The following is a 26,000-nucleotide window of genomic DNA, read 5'->3' as shown; positions in this document are numbered from 1 at the left end:
CCACCATGCGCGCCACTTATGTATTACTGCACCGCTGGGCTGGCCTGACCACGGCCCTGTTTTTGTTTATCACCGGCCTGACCGGAGCTATTATCTCCTGGGATCACGAGCTGGATGAATGGCTTAATGGCCATTTGCTCGATGCCACCACGCCCGTCACTGCCGAGCAGCAGCCGCAGCCAGTCATGGAACTGATTCGTCAGGCAGAGCAACGCCACCCCCATGCTCAAATTCTTTATACCGAGCTGAACGCCGAGCCCGGCCATTCCTTCGCGTTTTATGCCGCCCCGAAGCTGAATCCCGAAACCGGCGAGCGCTATGAACTGGGCTTTAATCAGGTGTTTGTCGACCCGGTATCCGGCGAAGAACTCGGCACCCGCCAATGGGGTGCGGTATGGCCAATCAGTACCGAAACCTTTGTTTCCTTTCTATACAAGCTGCACTACAGCCTGCATATCCCGGAAATGGGTGGCATTGATGAATGGGGCATCTGGTTGCTGGGGGGGATTGCGCTGATCTGGACCCTCGACTGTTTTATCAGCCTGCTGCTGACTTTCCCAAAAACCAGGATACAGCGTGGCAACAACGCCACTGAGAAAACCCGCGGCTGGTTCAGCAGCTGGTTCAAACGCTTTGGCATTCGCTGGAACGGCGGCAGCTACAAACTCAATTTCGACCTGCATCAGGCCGTCAGTCTGTGGACCTGGGGCTTGTTGTTGATCATTGCCTTTACTGCGTTCTCGCTGAACCTCAAACGCGAAGTGTTTATGCCGGTACTAACGGCTGTTTCAGATGTCACACCAACACCCTATGACGTGCGTCCGTTTACGCCGCTGGCGCAAGTAGCAGCGCCGAACCTGACGATGCAGCAGGCCATCGATATTGCCACCGAACGCGCCCGCGAACTGGGCTGGCAAGAACCCGCCAACGCGGTGTATTACGCCCGAGAGTATGGTTTTTACGATGTGAAGATGTACTTTCCGGAAAATGATCACGGCACCGCAGGCGCAGGACACAGAGAACTGTTTATCGACGCCTACAGCGGCGAAGTGGTCGGCCAGCGCATTCCATGGCAGGGCTCGGTTGCCGATATTTTTGTGCAAGCGCAATTCCCGCTGCACTCGGGCCGTATTCTGGGATTACCGGGGCGTATTCTGATTTCCGTAATGGGACTGGTGGTCGCCATGCTGTCGGTGACCGGCGTGATCATCTGGTGGCGCAAACGCAAGGCGCGGGTTGCCAGCCAGCGTAAGCAGCAAGAGAAGCAACAAAGCGAAGCGGCCTATTCCTGAGGTCTGAGGTCTGAGGTCTGAGGTCTGAGGTCTGAGGTCTGAGGTCTGAGGTCTGAGGTCTGAGGTCTGAGGTCTGAGGTCTGAGGTCTGAGGTCTGGTCAATAGTGTGGGAGAGAGCTTGCTCTCGATAAACCATCGGTAGCAAGCTACCTCCCACAACAAACGGGGTGGACACTCGTGTCCACCATCTGCGCCCTCTGCACTGCCCGCACCCTCTGCACCATCGCAGGCAAGCCTGCTCCTGCACGATATCCCGCACTCCCGACTCCCGAGCCAGACATCGGCACCGCTTTTGAGTATTCTCCAACTCAACGGGGTCAAACCCTATGGATGCCAGATAACGGAGACGACATGGCCGACTTTGATCACGACCGCAACACCACTGACAGTAACTATCAGCCCCTTTCTGCCCGCGACGACAGTGCCAAAACCAACGCTTTGTTCGCCTACATCATGATGGGGCTGGGATACTTCACCGGTATCTGCTGGTTTATTGGTGGCATCTGGGCCATCGTCAAAATCAGCGATTACCGTGGCACCCAGTTTGAAGACCACTACGCCAACATCATCAGCGTGTTCTGGTGGGGACTTGGCCTGACCATCATTGGCATGGTGACCACCTTTATTTTCATCGGCTGGCTGATTCTGCTGGGGACGTTTGTCTGGAGCATTTTCAGACTGGTCAAAGGTCTGGCGAACCTGACTTCGAACAAACCCTACAACTGCTGATCTTCAGCGGTTGCCCACAGCCCGCTTCTGCGGGCTTGCCACTGCCTTCCCTTAAAAGCACAAGCACCGTTAAATCTTCCCATTCAATCCCGCTGTTTACCCCTGTTCATAGCTCGACTTGCACTTGGCAAAGTTCCACCCATAAAATAAAAATAATTATCATTCTTGAAAATAACCACGACTGTTCATCAGCCATGGAGTACGGGCTTTGACCGAGTTAACGCGCGAACGCAGCATTGCCGATGTTTTTGCAGACCATCACAGCTGGCTAAAGCGTTGGCTGATGGAACGGACCGGCTGTAACGAACAAGCGGCTGATCTGGCACAGGACACCTTTGTAAAAGTGCTTTGCAAGCAGCCAACGTTTGAGCAAGCGGCAGCCGAACGCAAGTACCTCAAAGTGGTGGCAGACCGCCTTTGTATTGATATGTGGCGACGTCGGGCACTTGAGCAGGTATGGCTGGAAAGCGTCCAGCAACAGCCGGAAGCCGTGGATATTTCTCCCGAAACCCAAACCATGATCATCGAGTCGTTCCTTGATCTGGACCGCCGCCTGCGGGCACTGCCCGATCACATCGCCAACGCTTTTATTGCCCATAAGTTTGAAGGCCTGGGTTATCGCGCCATTGCCGAACAGCAAAACGTCACTGAACGTACGGTGAAAAACTGGATGGCCAAAGCCATGCTGGCTTGCATTGAAGTCGAAGCCGAGCTGGATCAGGCGCTGGCACCGGCATGAAAAAAGACATTCCCTACCCGGTACTGCAGCAAGCCGCCGAGTGGTACGTCACCCTGGCCGATGAAGCCGTATCGGAACAGGACACTCGTCAATGGCAAGAGTGGCTGGCTGCCGACAGTCATCACCGCAAGGCTTGGCACTATGTCGAGGTCACCAACGCCCGCTTTCATGGCCTGGGTCAGATCGCCGGGGCTGGCAACAGCCGCCAGATTCTGGAAGCAGGCCGCAGTATTGGTGCTCAACGTCGGCGTTTGCTCAGCTGGTCCATCTCCGGAATTGGCACGGCTCTACTGGGTCGTTATCTCTGGCAGCAGCCAAGTCCGTGGTCACCGGCTACACTGGTTGCAGACTTCAGTACTCGTTCCGGCACACCGTTACAGCATCAGCTCAGCGATGGCAGCCAACTGTGGATAAATGCGGAATCCGCCGTCAATCTGGCTTATGGCATTCGGCAGCGACAAATCCACCTGCTGTGCGGCGAGGTGTATGTTGCCAGCAGTCAGAAGAAAGACCCGCGTCCACTGCAAGTTGTCAGTCAGGGCATCCGGTTCCGGGCCTTGGGTACCCGCTTTTCCGTCATCAGTCAGCCATCCGGTTTGCAACTGAATGTGTTTGATGGGCGAGTGCAGGTGACTCTCAGCAATGGTCAAAGCCGCATTGTGAACACCCGCAGAAGCTTGGTTATCCAACCTTCGGGAGCCATGTCCGAGCAGCCCGCCGACATCAACCGGGAGCTTTGGCGAGAGGGCTTGCTGGTGGCCGAAAACATGCCCTTGCAGCAACTGCTGGAGCAGCTTCAGCCTCATGTTCGTGGCCATTTGGGCGTATCCGATGCCGCGGCGTCTATCAAGGTGGTCGGTACTTTCCCGATCCAACAGCCGGAGCAGGTCATCCGGATGTTGAGCCTGTCATTGCCAATCCGGCTCAAAGCCACGCTGCCCTGGTGGCGCACCTTCGAGCTCGAAACCGAATAAATCCTGTTTTTGCCTTTCCCCTTTTCTGCACTCAACCGTTAAGGGACTGATTATTCCAAAAATACAGGTCCTGACATGACTGCCTTGAAGAACCAAACCCTCACCAAAAGTCGCCAACTTTGTTTCGCCAGCAACCTGCTGTGGCAAAGCTGTCTGTTTGCAACCCTGGCAAGCCCGTTGCTGCTCAGCCAAACCGTCCATGCGGAAGCCAGCCAGCAAACGCGCTTTAACATCGAAGCGGGAGCACTGGCACCGGCATTGAACCAGTTTGCCCAGCAAGCCGGGGTCTTTATCAGCGTTGATGCCCGCCTTACCCGCAGCAAAACAACCGCTGGCGTACAAGGCAGCTACAGCACCCGCGTGGCCCTGCAAGAGCTGCTGAACGGCAGCGGCCTGGTGTATGAATTCAGCGGCCCGAAACAGATCACCCTCAGCGCTGAAGACAGCCACGGCATAATCACCCTGCCACCGGTCACCGTCACGGCTGAAAAGGTTAAACGTTCCCTGCAGGACACCGCCACCGCCGTCACCGTGGTGGATGGGGACGCCATGCAGCAAGCGCATTACCGTGAAATCAACGAAGTCATCGAACAGGTGCCTAACACCATCGAACATCCGTTCGGTGTTCCCAGCATCCGTGGTGTCGATGGCGCAGGGGCTGCCCAAGGCGTGTTCTCGTTTATTTCCGGCGGCCGCCCGCGAGTCAGTACCGTGGTTGATGGCCTGGCAGAAACCTGGACCGGCCAACGCTACATCAGCACCGATGTCTGGGATAGCGAGCAAGTCGAGGTGTTGCGTGGCCCACAATCCACTACTCAGGGACGTAACACCATGGGCGGCGCCGTGGTGATGACCACCGCCGATCCAAGCTGGCAACCGGAAGCAAAACTGCGCGCGGGTTATGAGAATCAGGACGCCAAATATCAGTTGGCTGGCGTGGTATCCGGTCCACTGGTCGAAGACCAATTGGCCTACCGACTGGCCGCCGAGCACCTGCAAGGTGACAGCTACATCGACTACCACATCGACGATGAAGAAACCGGCGACTGGTCCGATGATCCAGGCCATTCAGAGTCCACCAGCCTACGCGGCAAGCTGTTGTGGCAACCCGCGTCGCTTGAGCAGCTCAGCGCCAAACTGACCATCAGTCACCGCGAAGCCGAAGGTGAATACCTGAACTACATCAACGGCCCAGACTACAGCGACTACGACTTTGATGGCGACGACAACAACACTCGCTTGCAGGACTCCAGCGAGACCTCCATCAGTCTCGACCTCGACTACGCCATCAACGACGATTGGTCCGCCAAAGTCCTGCTGGGCAGCCAGAGCTATCACTCGGAATTTGTGCAGTCGCCGTCCACCTTCTACATGGATCTTGATGAAGACAGCGTGACGTTGGACGCTCGTCTGGTGTACGAGCCCATGGGCAGTGCCAGCAACGGCATGGTAGGCCTCTACTATTACGACCGCTCCGAAGACATTCGTATCTGGGATGGTGGTTTTGAAGGCACCGACGACATCGATACCTGGGCGCTGTACGGCGAAGGCAATATTGCCGTGACTGAGACCTTGTCGATCATTGCCGGCGGCCGTGTCGAGCGCGAGCATCAGGTACGCGACATCGTCGCCTGGCCGGGCACCAGCTGGCAGGGCATTGTCGATCTCGACCACGCCAAGACCATCTACCTGCCGAAACTGGGGGTGATGTATGCCGCCAACGATCACACCAGCCTGAGCCTGACTGCACGCAAGGGTTACAACGCTGGCGGTGGCGCCCTCGACTGGATCAGCAGCGAGTTCTACACCTTTGATGAAGAGCGCGTGACGACCTTCGAAGCCAGTCTGCGTTCGTCACTGTGGCAGCAGCGCCTGGAGCTGAACACCACCGTATTCCACAACCGCTTCGACGGTTATCTGGCCTACGTCATGCCACGCTTCACCAACCTTGAAGAAGCCGCCAGCACCGGCCTTGAACTGGAAGTCCGGGCGGCAGTGTCTGAATCCACCTTGCTATCTGGCTCTGTGGGCTTGCTGAAAACAGACATCACCGATGCCGGGGAAGGCTACGAGGAGCTGGAAGGCAATGAATTCGGCTATGCCCCCAAAGCCACCGCCAGTCTGGGAATCCAGCAGCAGATTGGTGATGACCTGAGCCTTGCAGCCAACGCCCATTACGTCAGCAGCTATTACTCCGATGCCAGCAACGACGACGATCTGAAACTGGATGGCTACACCACCATCGCGGTGAATGCCCAGTGGCAGGTCATTCCGCAACTGAGCCTGTCGCCCTACATCAAAAACCTGACCAACGAAGAAGTGGTGTACCGCAAGACCCAGTACAACCAGGCCAACGTCGGTGGCCCGCGCACCATCGGTCTGACGGTCGATCTGGCCTACTGATTCACCACAACGCAGCCCGCCACAGTGCCATCAGGAATCGATGCACTGCGGCTGGTTCAGCCGGATTCATTCCCACCTCATCAGAGCACACCATCAGAGCACTTCATGAAAAAAAGACTTCGCCATACCATTTGGCAGCAACTGCTCACCACGCTGGCGATCTTTCTGTCTCAGCCGGGTCAGGCACAAGAATGGCTGCTGCAAACGGAACAGCCGTTAGAAGCGCAACAGGTCCTCATGCAAGAGCTATCGCTTCCCGCAAACCATATCGTAACCGGACTATTAACCGGCCCTGAAGGCACCCGTTTGTCATTAACCTCCAAGGGCGAACATCTGCGCTGGTTGCTGACCGGTGAATACCCTTCACCGGACTTTATCTTCACGGTGCCTGCCACAGGTCGCTTCCAGCTGAACATCATCAGCCCCGTTGCTGGCAAAGCGACCCTGAGCATTCGTCAGCCCGTTGCCATCAAGCATTTTCAACCAGCCGGCAAGGTGATTTCCGAGTTGCCGCCTGCCGCTGACACGATCTCCAGCAATGCAGCCCCCAGCGAGAGGGTCAAACAGGCACTCTCGCACTACCTGCAACACCGGGATGAGCAAGACGCATGGCAACAACTGACGGCCAACGGCGTACCAATTGTAGAAGCCATCGATAGCAACACCGACCGGGTCACCTTTCTGTACCGTGGTGCCCAGCACAACGTCAAACTGATGCGTGGTCCATCAGGAACCCACGAGTTTCTCGACCAACTGGCCGACTCCGCTATCTGGTTCAAAAGCTTTGATGTACCCAGCGATACCCTGCTGTCTTATCAACTGGCACCGGATACCCCGACCCGTTTAAAGCACCTGCCAGGGCCAAATGTATTACTGGCCAGCGCCCGACAAGACCCCATGAACCCGATGCAACGAACCACAAGCCAATACGCCGATGTGTTCAATACCGAGTCTGTGCTGGCGCTCAGGGACGCCGCGCTGTCTCCCTGGTTAAACGCGCCACTGACACAACCGCACGTCGAACACCACCGCTTTAGCAGCCAGCGGCTGAATAACGAACGCAGGGTCAGCATTGCCTGGCCCAGCCTTGCCGAGGGACAACGTCCTACAGCCATCGCCATTTTCTTCGACGGCCGAGCCCATCAATCCACCATTCCGGCGGCCAATATCGTCCAGAACCTGATCGACGCTGGTGAGATTCCTGCCACTCTGTGCGTGTTTATCAACAACCCCAGTCGGCAGGCACGCAATACCGAGCTGCCAGCCAACGATCACTTCGCTGACATGCTGGCGTTTGAACTGATGCCATGGCTACGGCAAATCACCGGATTGGAGTTTGACGCCGACAACACCCTGCTGGCGGGCGCCAGTTATGGCGGCTTGGCGGCGGTGTTCAGCAGCTGGAAACATCCGGATGTCTTTGGTCTGGCACTGAGTCAATCCGGGTCTTTCTGGTGGCCAGCTGACGGCAAGGAACCCGAGTGGCTGACGCGTCAAATGGCCAACTCAGCAACCGGTACATCACGCTTCTACCTCAATGCCGGACGCTTCGAGACCGGCTTTGCTTCGATCGACATTCTTGAGTCCAATCGCCATTTGCGTACCGTACTGCAGGCCAAAGGCTACGATGTGGTGTATGAAGAGTTTTCGGGCAACCATGATTCGCTGCAATGGCGCAACAACCTCGCCAACGGACTGATGGCATTGCTTGCAACAGATCCAGACCCTGACCCAGAGACATGAAACACCAGCCATAAAAAAACCGGCCGTGCAGTCACTGCATGGCCGGTTTTTTGTGTCTTGTGATCCGGATTGTAAAGAGCAGAACTTACTTCAGCTCAGAGCCTTTCAAACCGTAGAAGACGATGTACAGGTAACAGATGGCCGGTACGATGAAGGAGATTTGCAGACCAATCGAGTCAGCCACCACACCTTGTACCAGCGGCACCAAAGCACCACCCACAATCGCCATACACAGGATGCCGGAACCCTGGGAAGTGTGAGCACCCAGTGCACGAACGCCCAGCGAGAAAATGGTCGGGAACATCACCGAGTTACACAGACCCACCAGCAGGATGGCGAACATCGCCAGCTTGCCAGAGCTGAAGGTGGCCAGCAGGATCATCAGTACCGCTGCCGTGGCGTTGAAGGCCAGAACCTTGGATGGGTTCACCTTGGTCATCACCGCAGAACCGATGAAACGACCGACCATGGCACCGCCCCAGTAGTAAGCAACGTAGTGTGCTGCTTCATGCTCGGCCAGACCGGCAATGTGGCTTTCGCCGAGGAAGTTCACCAGGAAGGAACCAATCGCAACCTCACCACCCACGTACATAAAGATGGCAACGGCACCCAGCACCAGGTGCGGGTACTGCCAGGCAGAATCACGGGAGCCCTTGGCAATATCTGCGGAAGTATCCGTGGTGGCATCGTCAGACAGACGTGGCAGCTTCAGCATGGTGAAAATTGCCGCCAGCACAAACAATGCGCCTGCAATGATCAGATAAGGCACCTTGACGGTTTCGGCTTCGTGTACCGCTTCAGAAACCGCATCGGACGCTTCTGGCACAGCCGCCAGAATCAACAACGCACCAAACGCCGGAGCCACCGTAGTACCCAAGGAGTTGAACGCCTGGGTCAGGTTCAGACGGCTGGAAGCGGTCTTGGCAGAGCCCAGTACGGTTACGTACGGGTTCGCTGATACCTGCAACAGGGTCACGCCGCTGGCCAGTACAAACAACGCCGCCAGGAACAAGCCATACACCTGCATGCTGGCCGCCGGGATAAACAGCAAGGCACCTACGCCCGCAACCACCAGGCCAACCACTGCGCCCATTTTGTAGCCAAGCTGGTGAACCAGTTTGCCGGCAGGAACCGACATCACAAAGTAAGCACCGAAGAAACAGAACTGCACCAACATGGCCTGGGTAAAGGTCAGGTCGAAGACGTTTTTCAGGTGTGGAATCAGAATGTCATTGAGGCTGGTAATAAAGCCCCACATGAAGAACAGAGACGTCAGCGCCACCAGCGCAAAACGGAAATTGCCTTGGCCTTCAGCCGCGCTTGGCTGTGAACCGATACCGGGAGTTGTGCCCATGACGGGGTCCTCTTGCAGCAGTTTTATCGTTATTAACTCGGTTTGGTTTGTCCTTTCACCTTCGCCACACCGCCTCACTCAATCCGGAGTTGGCCTGAAATGTAGCATCGAGCAAAATTGCCGCGCATACTGTCTATTTATGACAACGCTGTCAAACAATAACCGCAACGAGTTTGTAACAAACCCTTGCGCAGCCTCGGGCAGCAAACGGCAAGTGACTGATTTCCATGACTTTGCTGCAGTGTGAGATACTTCGCCTGTAGGGGACATCTATTTAATCCTGCACGGCTCTGCGCGAGTGTTGCCGTTGTTCAGTGCAAGGCGACGGATGCAGCGAAATGACGAGTCCTTTTCAAATTCGTCAACACCGCACTGGGCGGCGGCAACCCGCGCCCTGCGGGGGCTGCCGGATGATCTCGACTCTGTGTCGCCGACTTTTGACTTGACCCGTCAGGCCTGCAAGTAGGCTTCGTGATTCGAAACCACCCGGTAGCCCAGAGTGAGCACCGGATTAAATAGATGTCCCCTGTAACAAAGACAGACCAACGACAATAACGACCGACACACCTGAAGAGACTCTGCTGTGGCCAATCCGACCATTGATAACGTAGCCCAACTGGCGGGCGTATCCATCAAGACCGTATCCCGGGTGGTCAATCAGGAACCCAACGTCAAACAGCAGACCCGCGACAAGGTGCAGGCGGCCATTGACGAACTGGGCTACAAACCCAACCTGTCGGCCCGCAGTCTGGCCAGCAAACGCTCGTATCTGGTCAGCCTGTTGTACGATAACTTTCTGGCTGCCTCTGCCTACGTGGTGAATTTGCAGTGCGGCGTGATCGAACGTTGCCGACAGGAAGGCTACGAACTGCTGATTCACCCGCTGAACTATCAGGCGCCCAACCTGATTGAAGAAATCGAACGTTTTATCAATGCCTCTGGCATCGACGGTCTGATGCTGACACCGCCGCTGTCCGACGACCCCAAACTGATCGATGCCCTGAAAACCCTTGGCAAACCCTTCGTTCGCATCTCGCCGGCTACTTGTAATGGAGATGCCTCCTGCGTCTACACCGACGACCGTCAGGTCGCCGACGAAATGACCCAACACCTGATCGATCAGGGACACCGCCAGATTGCCTTTATTGCCGGTCGACCGGACCACCTGGCGGTGGGCCAGCGTCAGCTGGGCTATGAAGATGCCATGCACAGAAACGGCCTGACCCCGAGCACTTGTCAGGGCTACAGCTCGTTTGAAACCGGTGCCGAATGCGCCCGCCAGCTGCTGCAAGCAGCCCAGCGTCCAACCGCCATTTTTGCGGGCAACGACGAAATGGCCACCGGTGCCATCAGCACCGCCCATGAAATGGGCATTGCCATTCCCGCCCAGCTTTCTGTTGCCGGCTTTGACGACAACGACCTCGCCACCCACTGCTGGCCTGCCATGACCACGGTGCGTCAGCCGGTAGCCGAAATGGCCGCCGCCGCCGCCGATATTCTGTTGCAGAGCCTGAAAACCAAACAGCCGCCGGTGCAGCAGCTGCAACTGCAATCCAGCGTGGTGGTGCGACAGTCGACCGCTGCGATCAGCGAGCCTGCTTGACCTTATAGCCACTGCAAGGTTTATCGTTGTCTCTATCTGATAGATAAATACACGCTGTGATACCAGCACGTACGCAAAAACAGCGCAGAAGCACCGACGTGACCCGATAGATAGCTATTGAGAAAATTTCCCATTCTGGTCACACTGGCGCGCTGCCAAGGCAATCTCATCAAAGGCTGAACAACACACCGGTTATGAATACCTTCCATCGCTTGCGCACACTTCTGACTGTCGGCCTGATGCTCTTCATCACGCTGGGTCAGTCCGTGGCTGCCAGCATGGAATCGGTCAGCCTGCTAAGCAACGCTGGCGATCATCACCATAGCCAAGTCACCGCTGCACTGACGGTCGATCCGTCGGATGCAAGCCTTTCCGTTACACCAGAAGCCTCAGCCGCTCACCCGGAAGCCTCAGCCGAGGCTTGCGACAACTGCTGTCACTGCCACGGCTCCCACGTATTTTCCCTGACCTCGCTGCCCGAGTTGCTGGCCAATGGCCGCTATTCGTCGCCACTTGCCCGCTTGCAGCAGGCTCCAATCGGTCAGCCGACCACCTTGTTCCGCCCTCCCCGCCTGTTGAGTTAACGACCCGATTTCACACCCCATTGGCCAGCCAACGCTGCGCCGGGGCGATATTCGTTAATCACAGGAAAACCCATGAAACCCGATTTTCATCAGGCACCGTCATGCCTGCGTGCTGGTCAGGTCCTGGCGTTGTCAGTGCTGTCTGTACTGACGGCCACAGCCAGCCTGAACAGCCATGCAGAGTCTGAGCAAAACCAGACCAGACAACCGCAGAACAGACAGGCTCAAGCCGAGACCAGTCAGGTCCAGACCAGCCACCTGAACAGTGCGGCCAAACCACAAACGTCACCGCTGACACTGCAACAGGCCAGTCAGCTGATGCTGCAAGGCAACCCCGAGCTGGAAGTATTCCAGTGGCGTCAGCAGGCCAATAAGGCCGCCCGCCAACAGGCTGCACTGGCACCTGCCATGTCGCTGGAGCTGGCCGCCGACAACCTCACCGGTACCGGCGAATACACCGACACCAGCGAAACCGAACTGGCCATTGGCCTGTCCTCAATGCTGGAGCTGGGCCAACAACGCCAACGCCGCATTGCCACCGTGGATGCCCGCCAACAGCAATGGGCCTTGCAACAACAAGAGCGCCAACTGGCATTACTGGGCCAGCTGACCCGTCAGTTTGCCGAAGCACTGGCGCAGCAGCAGCAACTGCAACTGGCAACCCGCCAACAGCAGCAAGCCGCAGACAGCCTGGCCATGATTCAACGCAAGCACTCCCAGGGTGCGGTTGCCGAGGCCGATGTATTGCAGGCCGAGGCCGAACTCGTGCGCTTGAAGCTGGCTGCTGATTTGGCCCAACGGCAGTTGTGGCAAGCCCGCTATCAGGTGTTCAGTCTGGTTTATCCAAGCCGCCCTGCCAGCCAGATTCAGCCGCTGGCAGAGTCCACCGACAGTCCGCTGCAAGGGCAACTGGTAGCCGTCGAAACATCCAACAATGCATCTGCTAGCGGCAGCCAATGGCAAACGCTGCTGCAACAGTGGCAGCAGTCACCCGCCGCACTGCTGATGCAACAACAACAACGTGTGCAACAGGCCCGTATTGATGAAACCCGCGCCAGCGCCGACAGCGCCATTGGCTGGAATATGGGGGCCACGCACTTTAACGCGACAGGGGATGTCGCATTCAGCCTCGGGGTTAGTGTTCCGCTGGGTAGCCGAAGCCGCAACATCGGCCAATTGCAGCAACAGCAAGCTGAGTTGGGTGCCCTGCACAGCCAGCAACAAACCGCAGCCCAACAGCAACAGCAGGCCCTTTATCAGGCGTGGCAAGGCTATCTCAGCGCCCAGCTAGGCTGGCAGCAATACCAGCAAGGCGTTATTCCGCGTCTGCAACAGGCACTGAATGACATCCGCGCCGGCTACCAACAAGGTCGCTACGACTACAGCGCCTGGCAGCAAGCGCAACAAAGCCTGTTCGACGCCCAACAACAACGCATTGCCCATGCGCTGGATCTGGCCATTGCCCGCAGCTGGCTGGAGCAGCTGACCGCAGCGCCCTTCGAGATATCCAGCAACGCTCTCCCTTCGTCCGCCATTCGCCAAACACACACGGGAACCCAACCATGAATACTGTACAGAAATTGCCTTTGCAGCTTGGCTGGCTGGCCAGCGCCACCCTGTTTGGCTGCCTGACGATCGCCATGCCATCTGTGGCCGCCACCAATTTGCAAGCCACGGACGACCATGGCCACAGTCATGCCAGCGAGCATGACCACGACGATCACGAAGAGGATCACGAAGAGGGTCACGAAGAGGGTCACGAAGAGGGTCACGAAGAGGGTCACGAAGAGGGTCACGAAGAGGGTCACGAAGAGGGTCATCAGGAAGAGCACGACCACGATGATCATGCTGATGAGCATGATGAAGAAGCGGATCACGAACACTCAGGTCATGAAGAAGAAGGCCACGAAGAAGACGGCCATGAGGAACATGAACACGCTGAAGAACACAGCGACAGCACCCGTATCAACGCCGATATGGCCGCCGCTTCCGGCATAGTCATCGCCACCGCTGGGCCGGGCGAAACCGGCACCCGGGTATCCGGTTACGGTCGCGTTGTGATGCCACACCACCAGCAAGCCCATGTGGTAGCCCGCTTCCCCGGCCTGATTACCCGCATGGCCGTCGCCACCGGCGACCAGGTCAAACGCGGTGACGTGCTGGCGGTCGTCGAAGCCAACCAAAGCCTGCAACGCTACTCCATCACCAGCCCAATCGACGGCGTGGTGCAGCAGCGACTGGCCAGCAGTGGCGAATTCGCCAACGACCAGCCCTTGTTCGAAATCCAGAACAGCGATCAGCTGTGGGTGGAAATTCCGGTATTTCCGGCCCAACGTGGACAGGTAATGCCCGGACAAACCGTATCGCTGTCACGCCCCTCTGGCGCAGCAGCCCAAACCCCGGCAGAGTTCAATGGCAAAGCTAATGGCGCAGTTAGCGGTAAAGTCGAGTCCATCTTGCCAAACAGCAACGGTGCCCCTTGGGCCATTGCCCGCATCGTTGTGAATAACCGCGAACTGCTTGCCAGCCAGCAATTACTGCCCGGCGAATTGCTCAACAGCGAGATTCTGGTGAGCAGCGAACAAGCCGCCGTGGTCATCGACCAACAAGCCCTGCAAACCCTCGAAGGCAACGCCGTGGTATTTGTGCAAAACGGCGATGAATACCAGGCCCGCCCGGTGCGCATTGGCCGCAGCCTGCATGGTCAGCTGGAAGTGCTGGACGGCCTGCAAGCCGGTGAGCGCTACGTGGTGAACAACAGCTTCCTGATCAAGGCAGACATCGGCAAAGCCGGTGCCGCCCACGAACACTGAGGCCATCACCATGATTGAAAGCATTCTTCATTTTTCAATACAACGCCGCTGGCTGGTGCTTAGCCTGATGCTGCTGGTGATCGGAGCCGGCATCTGGAGCTACCAGAAGCTGCCGATTGACGCCGTCCCCGACATCACCAATGTGCAGGTGCAAATCAATACCGAAGCCCCCGGCTATTCACCGTTGGAAGCCGAGCAACGCATTACCTTCCCGATCGAGACCGCGCTGTATGGCCTGCCAAACCTCGACCACACCCGTTCGATTTCCCGCTATGGGCTGTCGCAAGTCACCGTTGTCTTCGAAGAAGGCACCGACCTGTACTTTGCCCGCAATCTGATCAGCAACCAGCTGGCCAGTATCCAGTCGGAACTGCCCGAAGGGCTGCAACCGGAAATGGGCCCGGTATCCACCGGACTGGGGGAAATCTTCACCTATACCGTCGCGGCTGCCGAAGGGTATGAACAGCAGTACACGCCGACCGCGTTGCGGGAATTACAGGACTGGGTGATCAAACCGCAGCTGGCACAGGTGCCGGGCGTGGTGGAAATCAACACCATGGGGGGCTTCGACAAGCAGTTTCACGTCACCCCGGACCCGGCCAAGCTGCTGGCCTTTGGCATCAGTTTGCCGGAGCTGGGCGAAGCCTTGCGCCGCAACAACAGCAATCAGGGTGCGGGCTACATTGAACGCCACGGCGAACAATTACTGGTGCGCTCTCCCGGCCAGCTGAGCGGCATCGACGACATCGCCGAGCTGGTGATTGGTCTGCGCGATGGCGTGCCGGTGAAAGTCAGCGACGTTGCCGAGGTGGTGATTGGCAAGGCCCTGCGCACCGGTGCGGCCACCCGCGATGGCCGCGAAACCGTGATGGGCACCGCCATGATGCTGGTGGGGGAAACCCCGAAAACCGTCGCCAATGCCTTGGCCGAAAAACTCGCCAGCATTCAAACCAGTCTGCCCGAAGGCGTGGTGGTCGAAGCGGTTTACAACCGCACCACACTGGTGGAAAAAACCATCCAGACGGTGCAGAAAAACCTGCTGGAAGGGGCGCTGCTGGTCATCGTGGTGCTGTTCCTGCTGCTGGGCAATATTCGTGCGGCACTGATTACTGCCGCCGTTATTCCCCTTTCGATGCTGGCAACCGTCACCGGCATGGTGCAATTTGGTGTGTCCGCCAACCTGATGAGCCTGGGGGCGCTGGATTTTGGCCTGATCGTCGACGGCGCGGTGATCATTGTTGAAAACTGCATCCGCCGTCTGGCCGAAGCCCAACACGCCAGTGCTCACATAAATGGCAAAGATGGCAGCTACCGCTTGCCACTCAAAGAACGCCTGCAACTGGTGTACGAAGCCACCAGCGAGGTCATTCGCCCCAGCCTGTTTGGTGTTGCCATTATTACCGTGGTGTACCTGCCGATTTTTTCGCTTACCGGCGTCGAAGGCAAAATGTTCCACCCAATGGCCGCGACCGTCGTCATGGCCTTGCTGGCCGCCATGGTGTTCTCGTTAACCCTGGTGCCCGCGGCCGTCGCCTTGTTGATGAACGGCAAGGTCAGCGAGAAAGAAAGCCCGGCCATCAAGGTCAGCAAGTCGCTCTATCGGCCGTTACTGCAACTGGCGCTGCGCGCCCGTTGGCTGGTGGTATCGGTGGCTGCTCTGCTGGTGGCTGGCTCGCTGTGGTTACTGACCACGTTGGGATCGGAATTTATCCCACAGCTGGATGAAGGCGATATTGCCCTGCACGCCATGCGCATTCCCGGCACCGGACTGGAGCAGTCGGTTGCCATGCAGGAGCAACTGGAGCAACGGCTGCAGCTGTTCCCGCAGGTCGACAAGGTGTTCGCCAAAATCGGCACTCCGGAAGTCGCCACCGACCCCATGCCACCCAACGTGGCGGATAATTTTGTGATTCTGAAGCCACGCGACCAATGGCCTGACCCCAAGCTGCCGAAAGCCGAACTGGTGGCAGCCATGGAAGCCGCCGCCAAGGAAATTCCGGGCAATAACTACGAGTTTACCCAGCCCATTCAAATGCGCTTTAACGAGCTGATTTCCGGTGTCCGTGCGGACCTTGGCATCAAACTCTACGGCGACGACCTCGACACCCTCAATGCCAACGCCAACCGTATTCTGGCGGTGGTTCAGGCCATTGATGGTGCTGCCGATGCCCGCGTTGAACAGGTCACCGGCTTGCCCATGTTGTCGGTCATCCCCGACCGTGCGGCACTGGCCCGTTACGGCCTGACGCTGGAACAAGTGCAGCAACTGGTGGCCACCGCCGTCGGTGGCGAATCTGCCGGGCTGATCTACCAGGGCGACCGCCGCTTCCAGCTGGTGGTACGACTGCCAGAACCACTGCGACGAGACCTCGACGCCCTCAGCCAGCTGCCAGTGCCACTGGACCCGGCGCTGACCGAGCAATGGCACACGTCAGCCAATAGCCGCAGCAATGACAACCGAACGTCGCAAACGCAGCAGAGCTGGATTCCACTGGCCGAAGTAGCACGGCTCGAAATCAAACCCGCGCCAGCCCAGATCAGCCGTGAGAACGGCAAGCGCCGCATCGTGGTATCGGTGAATGTGCGCAGCCGCGACCTCGGCAGTTTTGTCGAAGAAGCCCAGCAACGCATTGCCAGCGAAGTGCAACTGCCGAGCGGCTACTGGCTCGACTACGGCGGCACCTTTGAACAGCTGCAATCTGCCAGCCAGCGGCTGTCGATTGTGGTGCCCGTTACCTTGCTGCTGATTCTGGGCTTGTTGATCACCGCCTTTGGCTCGGTGCGCGACTCGTTGATTATCTTCAGCGGGGTGCCGCTAGCTTTGACCGGTGGCGTGTTGGCCCTGTGGCTGCGCGATATGCCGCTGTCGATCACCGCTGGCGTTGGCTTTATTGCCCTGTCCGGCGTGGCGGTATTGAACGGTCTGGTGATGATCGCCTTTATCCGCGAGCTGTGGCAGCAAACCGGTGACCTGCGCCATGCGGTGGTGGAAGGGGCGCTGATTCGTCTACGGCCGGTACTGATGACCGCACTGGTTGCCAGCCTCGGCTTCGTACCGATGGCTCTGAACGTCGGCACCGGTGCCGAAATCCAGCGGCCACTGGCCACCGTGGTGATTGGCGGCATCGTGTCATCGACCCTGTTGACGCTGCTGGTGCTGCCGGTGCTGTACGAATGGCTGCACGGCAAACGGTCAGGTTCTGGCTCGGCCTGATCACCACTCCGCCGCATCGTAAAAATGGCCGCTAACCGCGGCCATTTTTACGGCACTTGTCGGCACAAACCGCTGTTCAGGAAGAACACAGACACACCACCGAAGTGGCAGCACTTTCTGACAGTTGACAGTCATGCCGCACCCCCTATGATGACGACTTCTTCTTAGTCAAAGGACACCGCCTTGAACGAGGTTCCCTTAAGTGTGCTATTCGGCATACTCGTGGTACTGATCATCTTTTCAGGATTCTTCTCCAGCTCTGAAACCGGCATGATGTCGTTGAACCGTTACCGGCTCCGCCATCTGGCCAAGAACGACCATCAGGGCGCCAAACGAGCTTCCAAGCTGCTCGACAAGCCAGATCGCCTGATCGGCACCATTCTTACCGGCAACAACCTGGTGAACTTCGCAGCGGCTGCCCTGGCAACCATCATCAGCCAGCGCCTGTGGCCTGATAACCCGGACCTGGCGGTGTTTGTGAACACCATTCTGTTCACCCTGGTGGTGTTGATCTTTGCCGAACTGACGCCAAAAACTCTGGCTGCCATTGCACCGGAAAAAATCGCCTTCCCGGCGTCGCGTATTCTGTTGGGTCTGCAGTGGGCCTTGCACCCGTTTGTCTGGTTTGTGAACACCATTGCCAATGGCATTCTCAAGCTGTTCAAAATGGACGTGAACAACGCCAATTCAGACCACCTCAGCACCGAAGAGCTGCGTACCGTGGTACGTGAAGCCGGTACCATGATTCCAAAGCGCCACCAGCACATGCTGTTGAGCATTCTGGATCTGGAAAAGATGACTGTGAACGACATCATGGTGCCGAAGAACGAAGTATTCGGTATCGACCTTGATGACGATCTGCCTGACCTGATTGAGCAGCTGCGTACTGCCCAGCACACTCGTGTGCCGATTTACCGTGGCAACCTCAACAACATCATTGGTGTATTGCATGCCCGCTCTCTGGCCCGTGTATTAAGCCGCGAGAGCTTTTCCAAGAAAGACATTGAGGACGCGACCCGCGAGCCTTACTTCATTCCGGAAAGCACGCCGCTGCACACCCAGCTGTTCAACTTCCAGAAAAACCAGCGTCGTATTGCGCTGGTGGTGGATGAATACGGGGATGTTCAAGGTGTTTGTACGCTGGAAGACATTCTCGAGGAAATCGTCGGCGAATTTACCACCGACGTAGTCGCCGCCACGACGCCGGATGTTCACCCGCAGGAAGACGGCAGCTACATTGTCGACGGCACCGCCTACATTCGTGATGTGAACAAGTCTATGAGCTGGGAATTGCCAACCGATGGCCCTAAAACCATCAGTGGTTTGATTGTAGAAAGCATCGAACACATTCCCGAAGCGCCGGTGTGCTTGCGCATCGACAAGTACCGTTTCGAGATTCTGGAAATCCGCGACAACATGGTGAAAGCCGTGCGCGTAACACTGGATTCCAAGCGCAAACAGCAGGACTGATCCTGTCATCTGACTGAGTCACCAGCACACTCCGGAGGCCCCGTATGATCACCCGTTTACCACGATGGGCAGAATGCGGGGCTTTTTTGTTGGCTTTCATTGCCGGCTACATCAACGTGGTAGGGCTGCTGGGCTTCGACCATCAATCCATATCCCACTTATCCGGCACCGCCAGCCAGTTGGCCAGCAGCATCAGTGAGGCACAACCACACGGTTGGCATTTACTGGGCGTGCTGCTGAGCTTTCTGGTCGGCGCAGTGATTTCCGGTGCGGTACTGGGCAGCAGCGCCTTGCAGCCCGGTAAACCCTATGAATTGTTGCTACTGCTGGAAGGCGGGTTACTGCTGCTGTCGATCTGGCTGTTGCAGCAGCAATCGGGCTGGGGGCATTTCAGCGCATCGATGGCCTGTGGTTTGCAAAATGCTCTGGCCACCACTTTCAGCGGTGCCATCGTCCGCACGACCCATGTAACCGGCATCGTCACCGACCTGGGCATTATGCTGGGCCACTGGTTCCGCAGCGGCCAACTGGACAAGCGTAAGACACGGTTGTTTGTACTGATTCTGGCAGGCTTTATCAGCGGCGGTATTCTGGCCACCCGGCTGTTTGATCACTGGCAATTCTATGCCTTGTTGGTTCCGGCCAGCCTCTGTTTATTGGCTGCACTGGTGTATCGCTTTTCTCTTAAAAAGGCTTGAGTCGGGAGTCGGGAGTCGGGAGTAAATCAGGAAGGCCCCAGCAAGGAACGGCCATCGCGGTAACGCAGCAAGGCAATAAACGCAAAGCCCGGAATATTCATCAGAATGCCGTACATCAGCGGAATCATCGCCAGTTCCGGGCGTTGCAGAAACGCCATCGCCACCAGAATCGCCGTGCCCGCGTTCTGAATACCCACTTCAACGGCAATGGTTCGGCTGTCCGCCGACGAGCAACCAAACTGGCGTGCCATGGTCAGGCCACTGACAAATGCGAACACCGATAGCAACATCACCGCCAGTCCCTTGATCGAAAACAAATCGGCCATGATCGGCAAATGCGTTCCCATCAAAGCAAGCACCAGCAACATCATAACGATGGTTGACAAGCGCTTGCAGGGTTGCTCAATCCGGTTCGCCAACGACGTCGCCCAGTGACGAATCGCCATCCCCACCACCACCGGCACCGCCGTGACCACCAGCAACTGCTTGATGGTTAACGCCAACGGAAAATCAAACGCCGCCAGCGTATCGCCAGATGCATTCAGATAGCTGACAAACATCAGTGGCAGCGTGAACGGCACTAACAAACTGGTGACCGCCGTCAGCGCAATGCTGAGTGCAACGTTGCCGCCCGCCAGATAGCTGAACAGGTTCGAAGTCGCACCGCCCGGGCACAACGACAGTAAAAACAGCCCCGCCGCCACAGGGCCATCCAGCCCCAGGGCAATAATCAGAATCAGCGCCAGACTGGGTAAAAACACCATCTGGGCACCAAAGCCCAGCAACATGGCCTGCGGCGAGCGCAGGATTTCCCGGAAATGCACCAGCCGCAATCCAAGACCCATGGCAAACATAATAAATGCCAGCACAATCGGCAGTACTACCTGAGACAACGCTTCCTGCATCGCTAATCTCCTCAACCAACGGCTCAGGAACCCTCCTGAACCAACAACAAACCCGACGTTATCGGCTGACAATACAACACCTGAAGGGCAGCATCTGTGCTGCACGTCCGCGACGATTCATCAACGCCCTGTTATCCAGAGCGGACACCGAGTTACTCATACCGCCATTAAGGCTCTATTATCGACCAAAAAATCCTATTTGTCCGCCCGACTAAAGCCGAGCCGAGCCGACCCATACAACATCAACCCAAACCAATGAATGGCAAGCCATGCAGCACACGTCATGGAAAACGTCATACAAATCGGCCATGCTCCAAGCGGACAATCCGCACAGGGAGCAAGGACAACATGGTGAATTACTGGCTGTTGGCGATTCGCCCCAGAACCATTCCTGCATCGGTTGGCCCCGTATTGCTGGGCACCGCACTGGCCTCGCAAACCTCAAGCATTCAATGGCACCTGTTTCTGCTTGCCATGGCCTGCGCCGTGCTACTGCAAATTGCCGTCAATCTGGCCAACGACCTGTTCGATGGTCTGGCGGGGATCGATACCGCCGAACGACTGGGGCCCGCTCGCATGGTCAGCTCCGGGTTTATTTCAGCCTCTGCTATGTCGGCCGCATTGGCGCTGTTTACCCTGGCAGCCATGGCCGCTGGACTGATGCTGGCCGCCATGACCGACTGGGCATTGTTGTGGTTCGGGCTCGCCTGCATCGCTGCCGTATTTGCCTACAGCGCAGGGCCTTTACCATTGGCCTCCGCCGGCCTTGGCGAAGTAGCAGTGCTGGTGTTTTTCGGCTGGGTCGCGGTGATGGGCAGCTATTGGCTGCAAACCGGTGAGTTAACACCCACTTCGTTTCTGTATGGCAGCAGCGCTGGGCTGTTCAGCGTGGCGATTCTGCTGGTGAATAACCTCAGGGACATCCCCACCGACCAACATACGGGCAAACACACACTCGCGGTTCGGCTGGGTGCAGACCGCACCGTGCGGCTGTATCAGGCCAGTTTGATATTGGCACTGCTGATTCATGTGCTGGTCAGCCTGCCCAATTTGCTGCTGGCCATTTTGCCGCCACTGCTACTGACCAAAGCCATCACCGGCTTGTCAAAAGACATCGGCCATACCCGTGGGCGAGCACTCAACCCCATGCTCGGGCGCACCGCCCAAACCGGGCTGATGTACTGCGTGGTCACCTCGCTGTTACTGATTCCCTGGAACTGACTTTTATTTCGTCATTTTCACGCTTTTCAAAGCCCTTGATGCCGTCCCACTGGATGAAGGCCGCAGCCGAACCCGCTACAATACCGCCCTTTGATTTTTCCACGATATTGAATCGCAACGAATCGGTAGCAACATGACAAACAGCCAACGCAAGATCCTGGTCACCAGCGCGCTCCCATACGCCAACGGCTCCATCCACCTGGGCCACCTGCTGGAATACATTCAGACCGACATCTGGGTACGTTTCCAGAAATCTCGCGGCCACATGTGCACCTACGTTTGCGCCGATGACGCTCACGGCACCGCCATCATGCTGCGCGCTGAAAAAGAAGGCCGCTCTCCGGAAGAGCAGATCGCTGCGGTAAAAGCCGAGCACGAAGCCGACTTCGCTGCCTTCCAGATTGGTTTTGACAACTTCCACAGCACCCACTGTGAAGAAAACCGCGAGCTGTCGTCGCTGATCTACACCCGCCTGCGCGACAAGGGCCACATTGCCGTGCGCTCCATCAAACAGGCGTTTGACCCGGAAAAGGAAATCTTCCTGGCCGACCGATACATCAAGGGCGACTGCCCGAAATGTTCAGCACCGGACCAGTACGGCGACAACTGTGAAGCCTGTGGTGCCACCTATACCCCGGCCGAGCTGAAAAACCCCTACTCCACTATTTCCGGCGCCACCCCAATTGAAAAAGAGTCCGAGCACTACTTCTTCAAACTGCAGGATTTCGACGCCTTCCTGAAAGACTGGACCCGCTCTGGCACCCTGCAGACTGAAATTGCCAACAAGCTGTCCGAATGGCTGGACGCTGGCCTGCAGGAATGGGATATCTCCCGTGACGCGCCGTACTTTGGTTTTGAAATCCCGGGTGCCCCAGGCAAATACTTCTACGTATGGCTGGATGCACCAATCGGTTACATGGCTTCCTTCAAGAACCTGTGTGACTCCGACAAGGGTCAGGCCGCAGGTCTGAACTTCGACGACTATTGGAAAGTGGGCTCCGACGCCGAGCTGTACCACTTCATCGGTAAGGACATCGTTAACTTCCACGCGCTGTTCTGGCCTGCGATGCTGAGCGCCTCCGAGTTCCGCACCCCAACCGCAGTAAACGCTCACGGCTTTGTGACCGTGAACGGCGCCAAGATGTCCAAGTCCCGCGGTACTTTCATCAAAGCCCGCACCTACCTGAACCACCTGAACCCGACTTACCTGCGTTACTACTTCGCCGCCAAGCTGGGCTCCAGCGTGGACGACTTTGATTTGAACCTCGAAGACTTCGTTCAGCGCGCCAATACTGATTTGGTGAACAAACTGGTGAACATCGCCAGCCGTACCGCTAACTTCGTCTTCAAGGCTGGCGGCAAGCTGAGCGACAACTGCGTTGAAGAAGCTATGGTGCAGGACTTCATCAATGCCGGTGACCAGATCGCCGCGCACTACGAAGCCCGCGAATTCGGCAAAGCCATGAAAGACATCATGGCGCTGGCCGACCGCGCCAACGAATACATTCAGGAAAAAGCCCCTTGGGCCATGAACAAGGAAGAAGGCCGCCAGCAGGAAGTGATCGACGTTTGCTCTGTTGCCATCAACCTGTTCCGCCAGCTGATCACCTACCTGGCACCGGTACTGCCGGAAATCGCCGAAAAAACCGCTGACTTCCTGAACCTCGACGACATGAACTGGGATTCCCGCAGCAACATCCTGCTGGGCCACGAAATCAACAAGTTCAAGCCAATGCTGGCCCGCGCCGAAATGGACAAGGTGACCGCCATTCTGGAAGAAACCAAGGCTGAGCTGGCGATCGAAAACGGCGAGAAGCCTGCTGTTGCCGCTGCGGATTCAAAGCAGAGCAAAAAAGAAGAGAAAAAGAAGAAGTCGAAAGGTCCCGAACTGCGTGAAGACGGCAATGAAGTGATCGCCGACACCATCGAATTCCCTGACTTCGCCAAAGTCGACCTGCGCGTTGCCCGCATCGTCAAGGCCGACCACGTAGAAGGCGCCGACAAACTGCTGCAACTGACCCTCGACATCGGCAACGGCGAAACCCGTAACGTCTTCTCCGGCATCAAAGCCGCCTACCAGCCAGAAGACCTGGAAGGCAAACTGACCATCATGGTTGCCAACCTGGCACCACGTAAAATGAAGTTTGGCCTCTCCGAAGGCATGGTACTGGCCGCAGGCCCTGGTGGCTCCGAAATCTACCTGCTGGAACCAAACGACGGTGCACAGCCGGGAATGCGGGTGATGTAAGTCGTTTTATTTGAACGTTGTGGTGTATTGCGCCTCAGGCCAATACACCCTACGTTTAATACACGATGCACCCTAACCGTAGGATGTAATAGCGGAACGCGTATTACATCAAAACCTCTCAATGTATTGCGCCTCAGGCTAATACACCCTACGTTTAATACACGATACACCATGACCGTAGGATGTAATAACGGAATGCGTATTACATCAAAACCGCTCAATGTATTACGCCTTCGGCTAATACATCCTACCCCGACCTATCAATCCCGATACGGCAATAAATCCGCATTCACGGCATTCGCCCAATCACTGGGTATATTCCACGTTCAACACACCGGTGAAATGTTGAATACGGCCAATCCTGTACTCGCTGTACCAAGCCGTGTTTTAACGGGTTGATATGGATGTAATCCATATGATTATTGAAATCCTGTTCATCTCGAATGGCGTGTTCCCAATACCTGTGTTGCCAGATTCCACGTTCACCACGACGTAAACGTACTTCATCAACGGCTTCGGCTTTAGGAATGGCTTTGGAAAACCGACTTTTGATCAGCCTCCAGCGCAAGGCGTAGTCGCTATCGCCTTCGGGCAGGCTAATCAGACAGTGAAAGTGATCAGGCAAAACAGCCCAACCACGGATCTGAAACCGGTGCTTCTGCTGCACTGCTCGAACCGCTTCCCTCAGCTCATCGATGTGGCGAACCAACAGGTCATTGCCATGACGGTTACGGAGTACGTGGGTGAAGAACCAGTAACCGCCCGGTTGCCAGTGGCGCTGATAGTTGACCATTGAGATTCCCTTCTCAAAGCACGCATCGCTTCTATTAACGCACTATTTATCTAATGCACTATTAATCCAGCCCGGATCTTCTGAGACATCCTGCATCGATTCAGACACTGTCCTGCCCAGTCATAACCTCGCCCTATCACCCGCTGCACAAAAAACAATCGCTGTGTTTCCGGCCTGAACCTACTATCGATAGCCGTGTCCAGAGTTCGTTAACCAATAACAACCAGCAAACTACTGTCCGAGGATGTGCCATGGAACGCGATCATATCGATCCGAAGATTTATGAGTTGTACGACGAGTATTGCCACAGCGGTATGAGCCGCCGGGATTTTCTGGCCAAGGCTGCGGTGGTAACAGCAGGTGGTGTGGCGATGGCGCAGGCGCTGCTGCCAAATTACGCCAATGCCGAGGAGGTGTTGTTCACCGATGATCGTATCAAAGCCAGTTACGTTGAGTACGATTCTCCCGGTGGTACGTCCGGCAAGATGCGTGGTTATCTGGTGAAGCCAGAGGGTAAGGGGCCATTTCCGGCGGTGTTGGTGGTGCATGAAAACCGTGGTTTAAACCCGTACATCAAGGATGTTGCTCGTCGGGCTGCGGTGGAAGGTTTTATTGCTCTGGCGCCGGATGGTTTGTTTCCGGTCGGCGGCTATCCCGGCAATGATGACGAAGGCAAGGTGATGCAGGCCAATTTGGACCCAGCCAGGCTGTACACCGATATGCTGAACAGTGCCAAATTCATCAAGCAGCATGAGCTGTCTACCGGCAAGCTCGGCGCCACGGGCTTTTGCTATGGCGGTGGTGTGGTGAACCAGTTGGCAGTGGATATGGGAACCGGCCTGAACGCAGGCGTGCCGTTTTATGGCCGTGCGCCATCGTTGAGTGACGTCGTGGCCATCAAGGCTCCCTTGATGGTGCAATACGCCGAGGAAGACCCACGCATTAATGCCATGAAGCCGGACTACGAGGCCGCGCTAACCAAGGCCAAGGCGGAGTTCGTGATGCATATGTATCCCGGCACCCGTCACGGCTTCCACAATTATTCCACGCCCCGTTACGACAAGGAGCAGGCGAAGATTGCCTGGCAGCGTACAGTGGGCTTTTTCAAGGAAAAGCTGGCTTGAGGCCATCGGCGGCTGATAAAGCAGGCGGCTGATAAAGCAGGCGGCTGGTAAAGCAGGCGGCTGGTAAAGCAGGCGGCTGGTAAAGCAACGGAT

At 56.8% G+C, this 26,000-nt stretch carries 19 protein-coding genes; 16 read left to right on the top strand and 3 right to left on the bottom strand.

Annotation, left to right across the window (positions count from 1 at the left end; all coding sequences use genetic code 11):
* Positions 1-5 precede the first annotated feature (5 nt).
* From ACXADJ_RS00275 to ACXADJ_RS00250, 6 genes are all read left to right on the top strand, one after another.
* Positions 6-1,292 carry a PepSY-associated TM helix domain-containing protein gene (locus ACXADJ_RS00275; RefSeq protein WP_475061808.1) on the top strand — a complete coding sequence of 429 codons (1,287 nt, stop codon included), beginning with the start codon at positions 6-8 and terminating at the stop codon, positions 1,290-1,292.
* Positions 1,293-1,643: 351 nt separating this feature from the next.
* Positions 1,644-2,021 (top strand): DUF4870 family protein, encoded by a 378-nt coding sequence (locus ACXADJ_RS00270; protein WP_475061806.1) that lies wholly within the window; start codon positions 1,644-1,646, stop codon positions 2,019-2,021.
* A 208-nt stretch (positions 2,022-2,229) separates the two neighbouring features.
* The gene (locus ACXADJ_RS00265; RefSeq protein ID WP_475061804.1) at positions 2,230-2,760 is read left to right on the top strand and encodes a sigma-70 family RNA polymerase sigma factor; all 531 of its coding nucleotides are present in this window, start codon (positions 2,230-2,232) and stop codon (positions 2,758-2,760) included.
* The gene (locus ACXADJ_RS00260) at positions 2,757-3,734 is read left to right on the top strand and encodes a FecR domain-containing protein (RefSeq protein WP_475061802.1); all 978 of its coding nucleotides are present in this window, start codon (positions 2,757-2,759) and stop codon (positions 3,732-3,734) included. The genes ACXADJ_RS00265 and ACXADJ_RS00260 overlap by 4 nt, the downstream gene beginning before the upstream one ends.
* 75 nt (positions 3,735-3,809) lie before the next feature.
* Entirely contained in the window at positions 3,810-6,137 is a 2,328-nt protein-coding gene (locus ACXADJ_RS00255) for a TonB-dependent receptor (RefSeq protein WP_475061800.1), read from the top strand.
* 105 nt (positions 6,138-6,242) lie between these two features.
* Positions 6,243-7,880, top strand: coding sequence for an alpha/beta hydrolase-fold protein (locus ACXADJ_RS00250; RefSeq protein ID WP_475061798.1), 1,638 nt, complete (start codon positions 6,243-6,245; stop codon positions 7,878-7,880).
* A gap of 85 nt (positions 7,881-7,965) precedes the next feature.
* On the opposite strand, the gene ACXADJ_RS00245 is transcribed toward ACXADJ_RS00250, so the two are convergent.
* Positions 7,966-9,234: a sugar MFS transporter gene (locus tag ACXADJ_RS00245; protein ID WP_475061795.1), complete on the bottom strand. Its 1,269-nt coding sequence runs from the start codon at positions 9,232-9,234 to the stop codon at positions 7,966-7,968.
* A gap of 583 nt (positions 9,235-9,817) precedes the next feature.
* Here ACXADJ_RS00245 and ACXADJ_RS00240 point away from each other — a divergent pair.
* The 7 genes from ACXADJ_RS00240 (at position 9,818) to ACXADJ_RS00210 (ending at position 19,616) form a co-directional block, all read left to right on the top strand.
* Complete coding sequence (locus ACXADJ_RS00240; RefSeq protein WP_475061792.1) at positions 9,818-10,837, top strand: LacI family DNA-binding transcriptional regulator; 1,020 nt, start codon at positions 9,818-9,820, stop codon at positions 10,835-10,837.
* A gap of 194 nt (positions 10,838-11,031) precedes the next feature.
* On the top strand, positions 11,032-11,421 hold the full coding sequence (locus tag ACXADJ_RS00235; protein ID WP_475061790.1) for a hypothetical protein: 390 nt from the start codon (positions 11,032-11,034) through the stop codon (positions 11,419-11,421).
* Positions 11,422-11,493: 72 nt separating this feature from the next.
* Positions 11,494-12,987, top strand: a complete 1,494-nt coding sequence (locus tag ACXADJ_RS00230; RefSeq protein ID WP_475061788.1) for a TolC family protein — start codon at positions 11,494-11,496, stop codon at positions 12,985-12,987.
* Positions 12,984-14,234: an efflux RND transporter periplasmic adaptor subunit gene (locus ACXADJ_RS00225; RefSeq protein ID WP_475061786.1), complete on the top strand. Its 1,251-nt coding sequence runs from the start codon at positions 12,984-12,986 to the stop codon at positions 14,232-14,234. The genes ACXADJ_RS00230 and ACXADJ_RS00225 overlap by 4 nt, the downstream gene beginning before the upstream one ends.
* Before the next feature lie 10 nt (positions 14,235-14,244).
* Positions 14,245-17,448, top strand: coding sequence for an efflux RND transporter permease subunit (locus tag ACXADJ_RS00220; protein ID WP_475061784.1), 3,204 nt, complete (start codon positions 14,245-14,247; stop codon positions 17,446-17,448).
* Positions 17,449-17,631: 183 nt separating this feature from the next.
* Positions 17,632-18,918, top strand: a complete 1,287-nt coding sequence (locus tag ACXADJ_RS00215; protein WP_028293760.1) for an HlyC/CorC family transporter — start codon at positions 17,632-17,634, stop codon at positions 18,916-18,918.
* Positions 18,919-18,962: 44 nt separating this feature from the next.
* Positions 18,963-19,616 (top strand): YoaK family protein, encoded by a 654-nt coding sequence (locus ACXADJ_RS00210; protein ID WP_475061782.1) that lies wholly within the window; start codon positions 18,963-18,965, stop codon positions 19,614-19,616.
* Between the two features lie 26 nt (positions 19,617-19,642).
* Here ACXADJ_RS00210 and ACXADJ_RS00205 read toward each other — a convergent pair whose 3' ends face one another.
* The gene (locus ACXADJ_RS00205; protein WP_475061780.1) at positions 19,643-20,521 is read right to left on the bottom strand and encodes a bile acid:sodium symporter family protein; all 879 of its coding nucleotides are present in this window, start codon (positions 20,519-20,521) and stop codon (positions 19,643-19,645) included.
* A gap of 348 nt (positions 20,522-20,869) precedes the next feature.
* On the opposite strand from ACXADJ_RS00205, the gene ACXADJ_RS00200 reads away from it, so the two are divergent.
* Both ACXADJ_RS00200 and metG read left to right on the top strand, forming a co-directional pair.
* Positions 20,870-21,742, top strand: coding sequence for a 1,4-dihydroxy-2-naphthoate polyprenyltransferase (locus tag ACXADJ_RS00200; protein WP_475061777.1), 873 nt, complete (start codon positions 20,870-20,872; stop codon positions 21,740-21,742).
* 133 nt (positions 21,743-21,875) lie between these two features.
* Entirely contained in the window at positions 21,876-23,990 is a 2,115-nt protein-coding gene (gene metG, locus ACXADJ_RS00195) for a methionine--tRNA ligase (RefSeq protein WP_475061775.1), read from the top strand.
* 289 nt (positions 23,991-24,279) lie between these two features.
* Here the strand turns inward: metG and ACXADJ_RS00190 are convergent, their stop codons facing one another.
* Complete coding sequence (locus tag ACXADJ_RS00190; RefSeq protein ID WP_475061773.1) at positions 24,280-24,783, bottom strand: REP-associated tyrosine transposase; 504 nt, start codon at positions 24,781-24,783, stop codon at positions 24,280-24,282.
* Between the two features lie 251 nt (positions 24,784-25,034).
* Here ACXADJ_RS00190 and ACXADJ_RS00185 point away from each other — a divergent pair, with 251 nt between their 5' ends.
* A complete protein-coding gene (locus ACXADJ_RS00185) occupies positions 25,035-25,907 on the top strand; it encodes a dienelactone hydrolase family protein (RefSeq protein WP_475061771.1) in 873 nt (290 codons plus the stop codon).
* Positions 25,908-26,000 lie beyond the last annotated feature (93 nt).

It is taken from the genome of Oceanobacter sp. ABM4_470, from assembly GCF_056158645.1.
The sequence above is the reverse complement of the archived record's forward strand: the minus strand, read 5'-3'. Positions and strand labels throughout refer to the sequence as shown.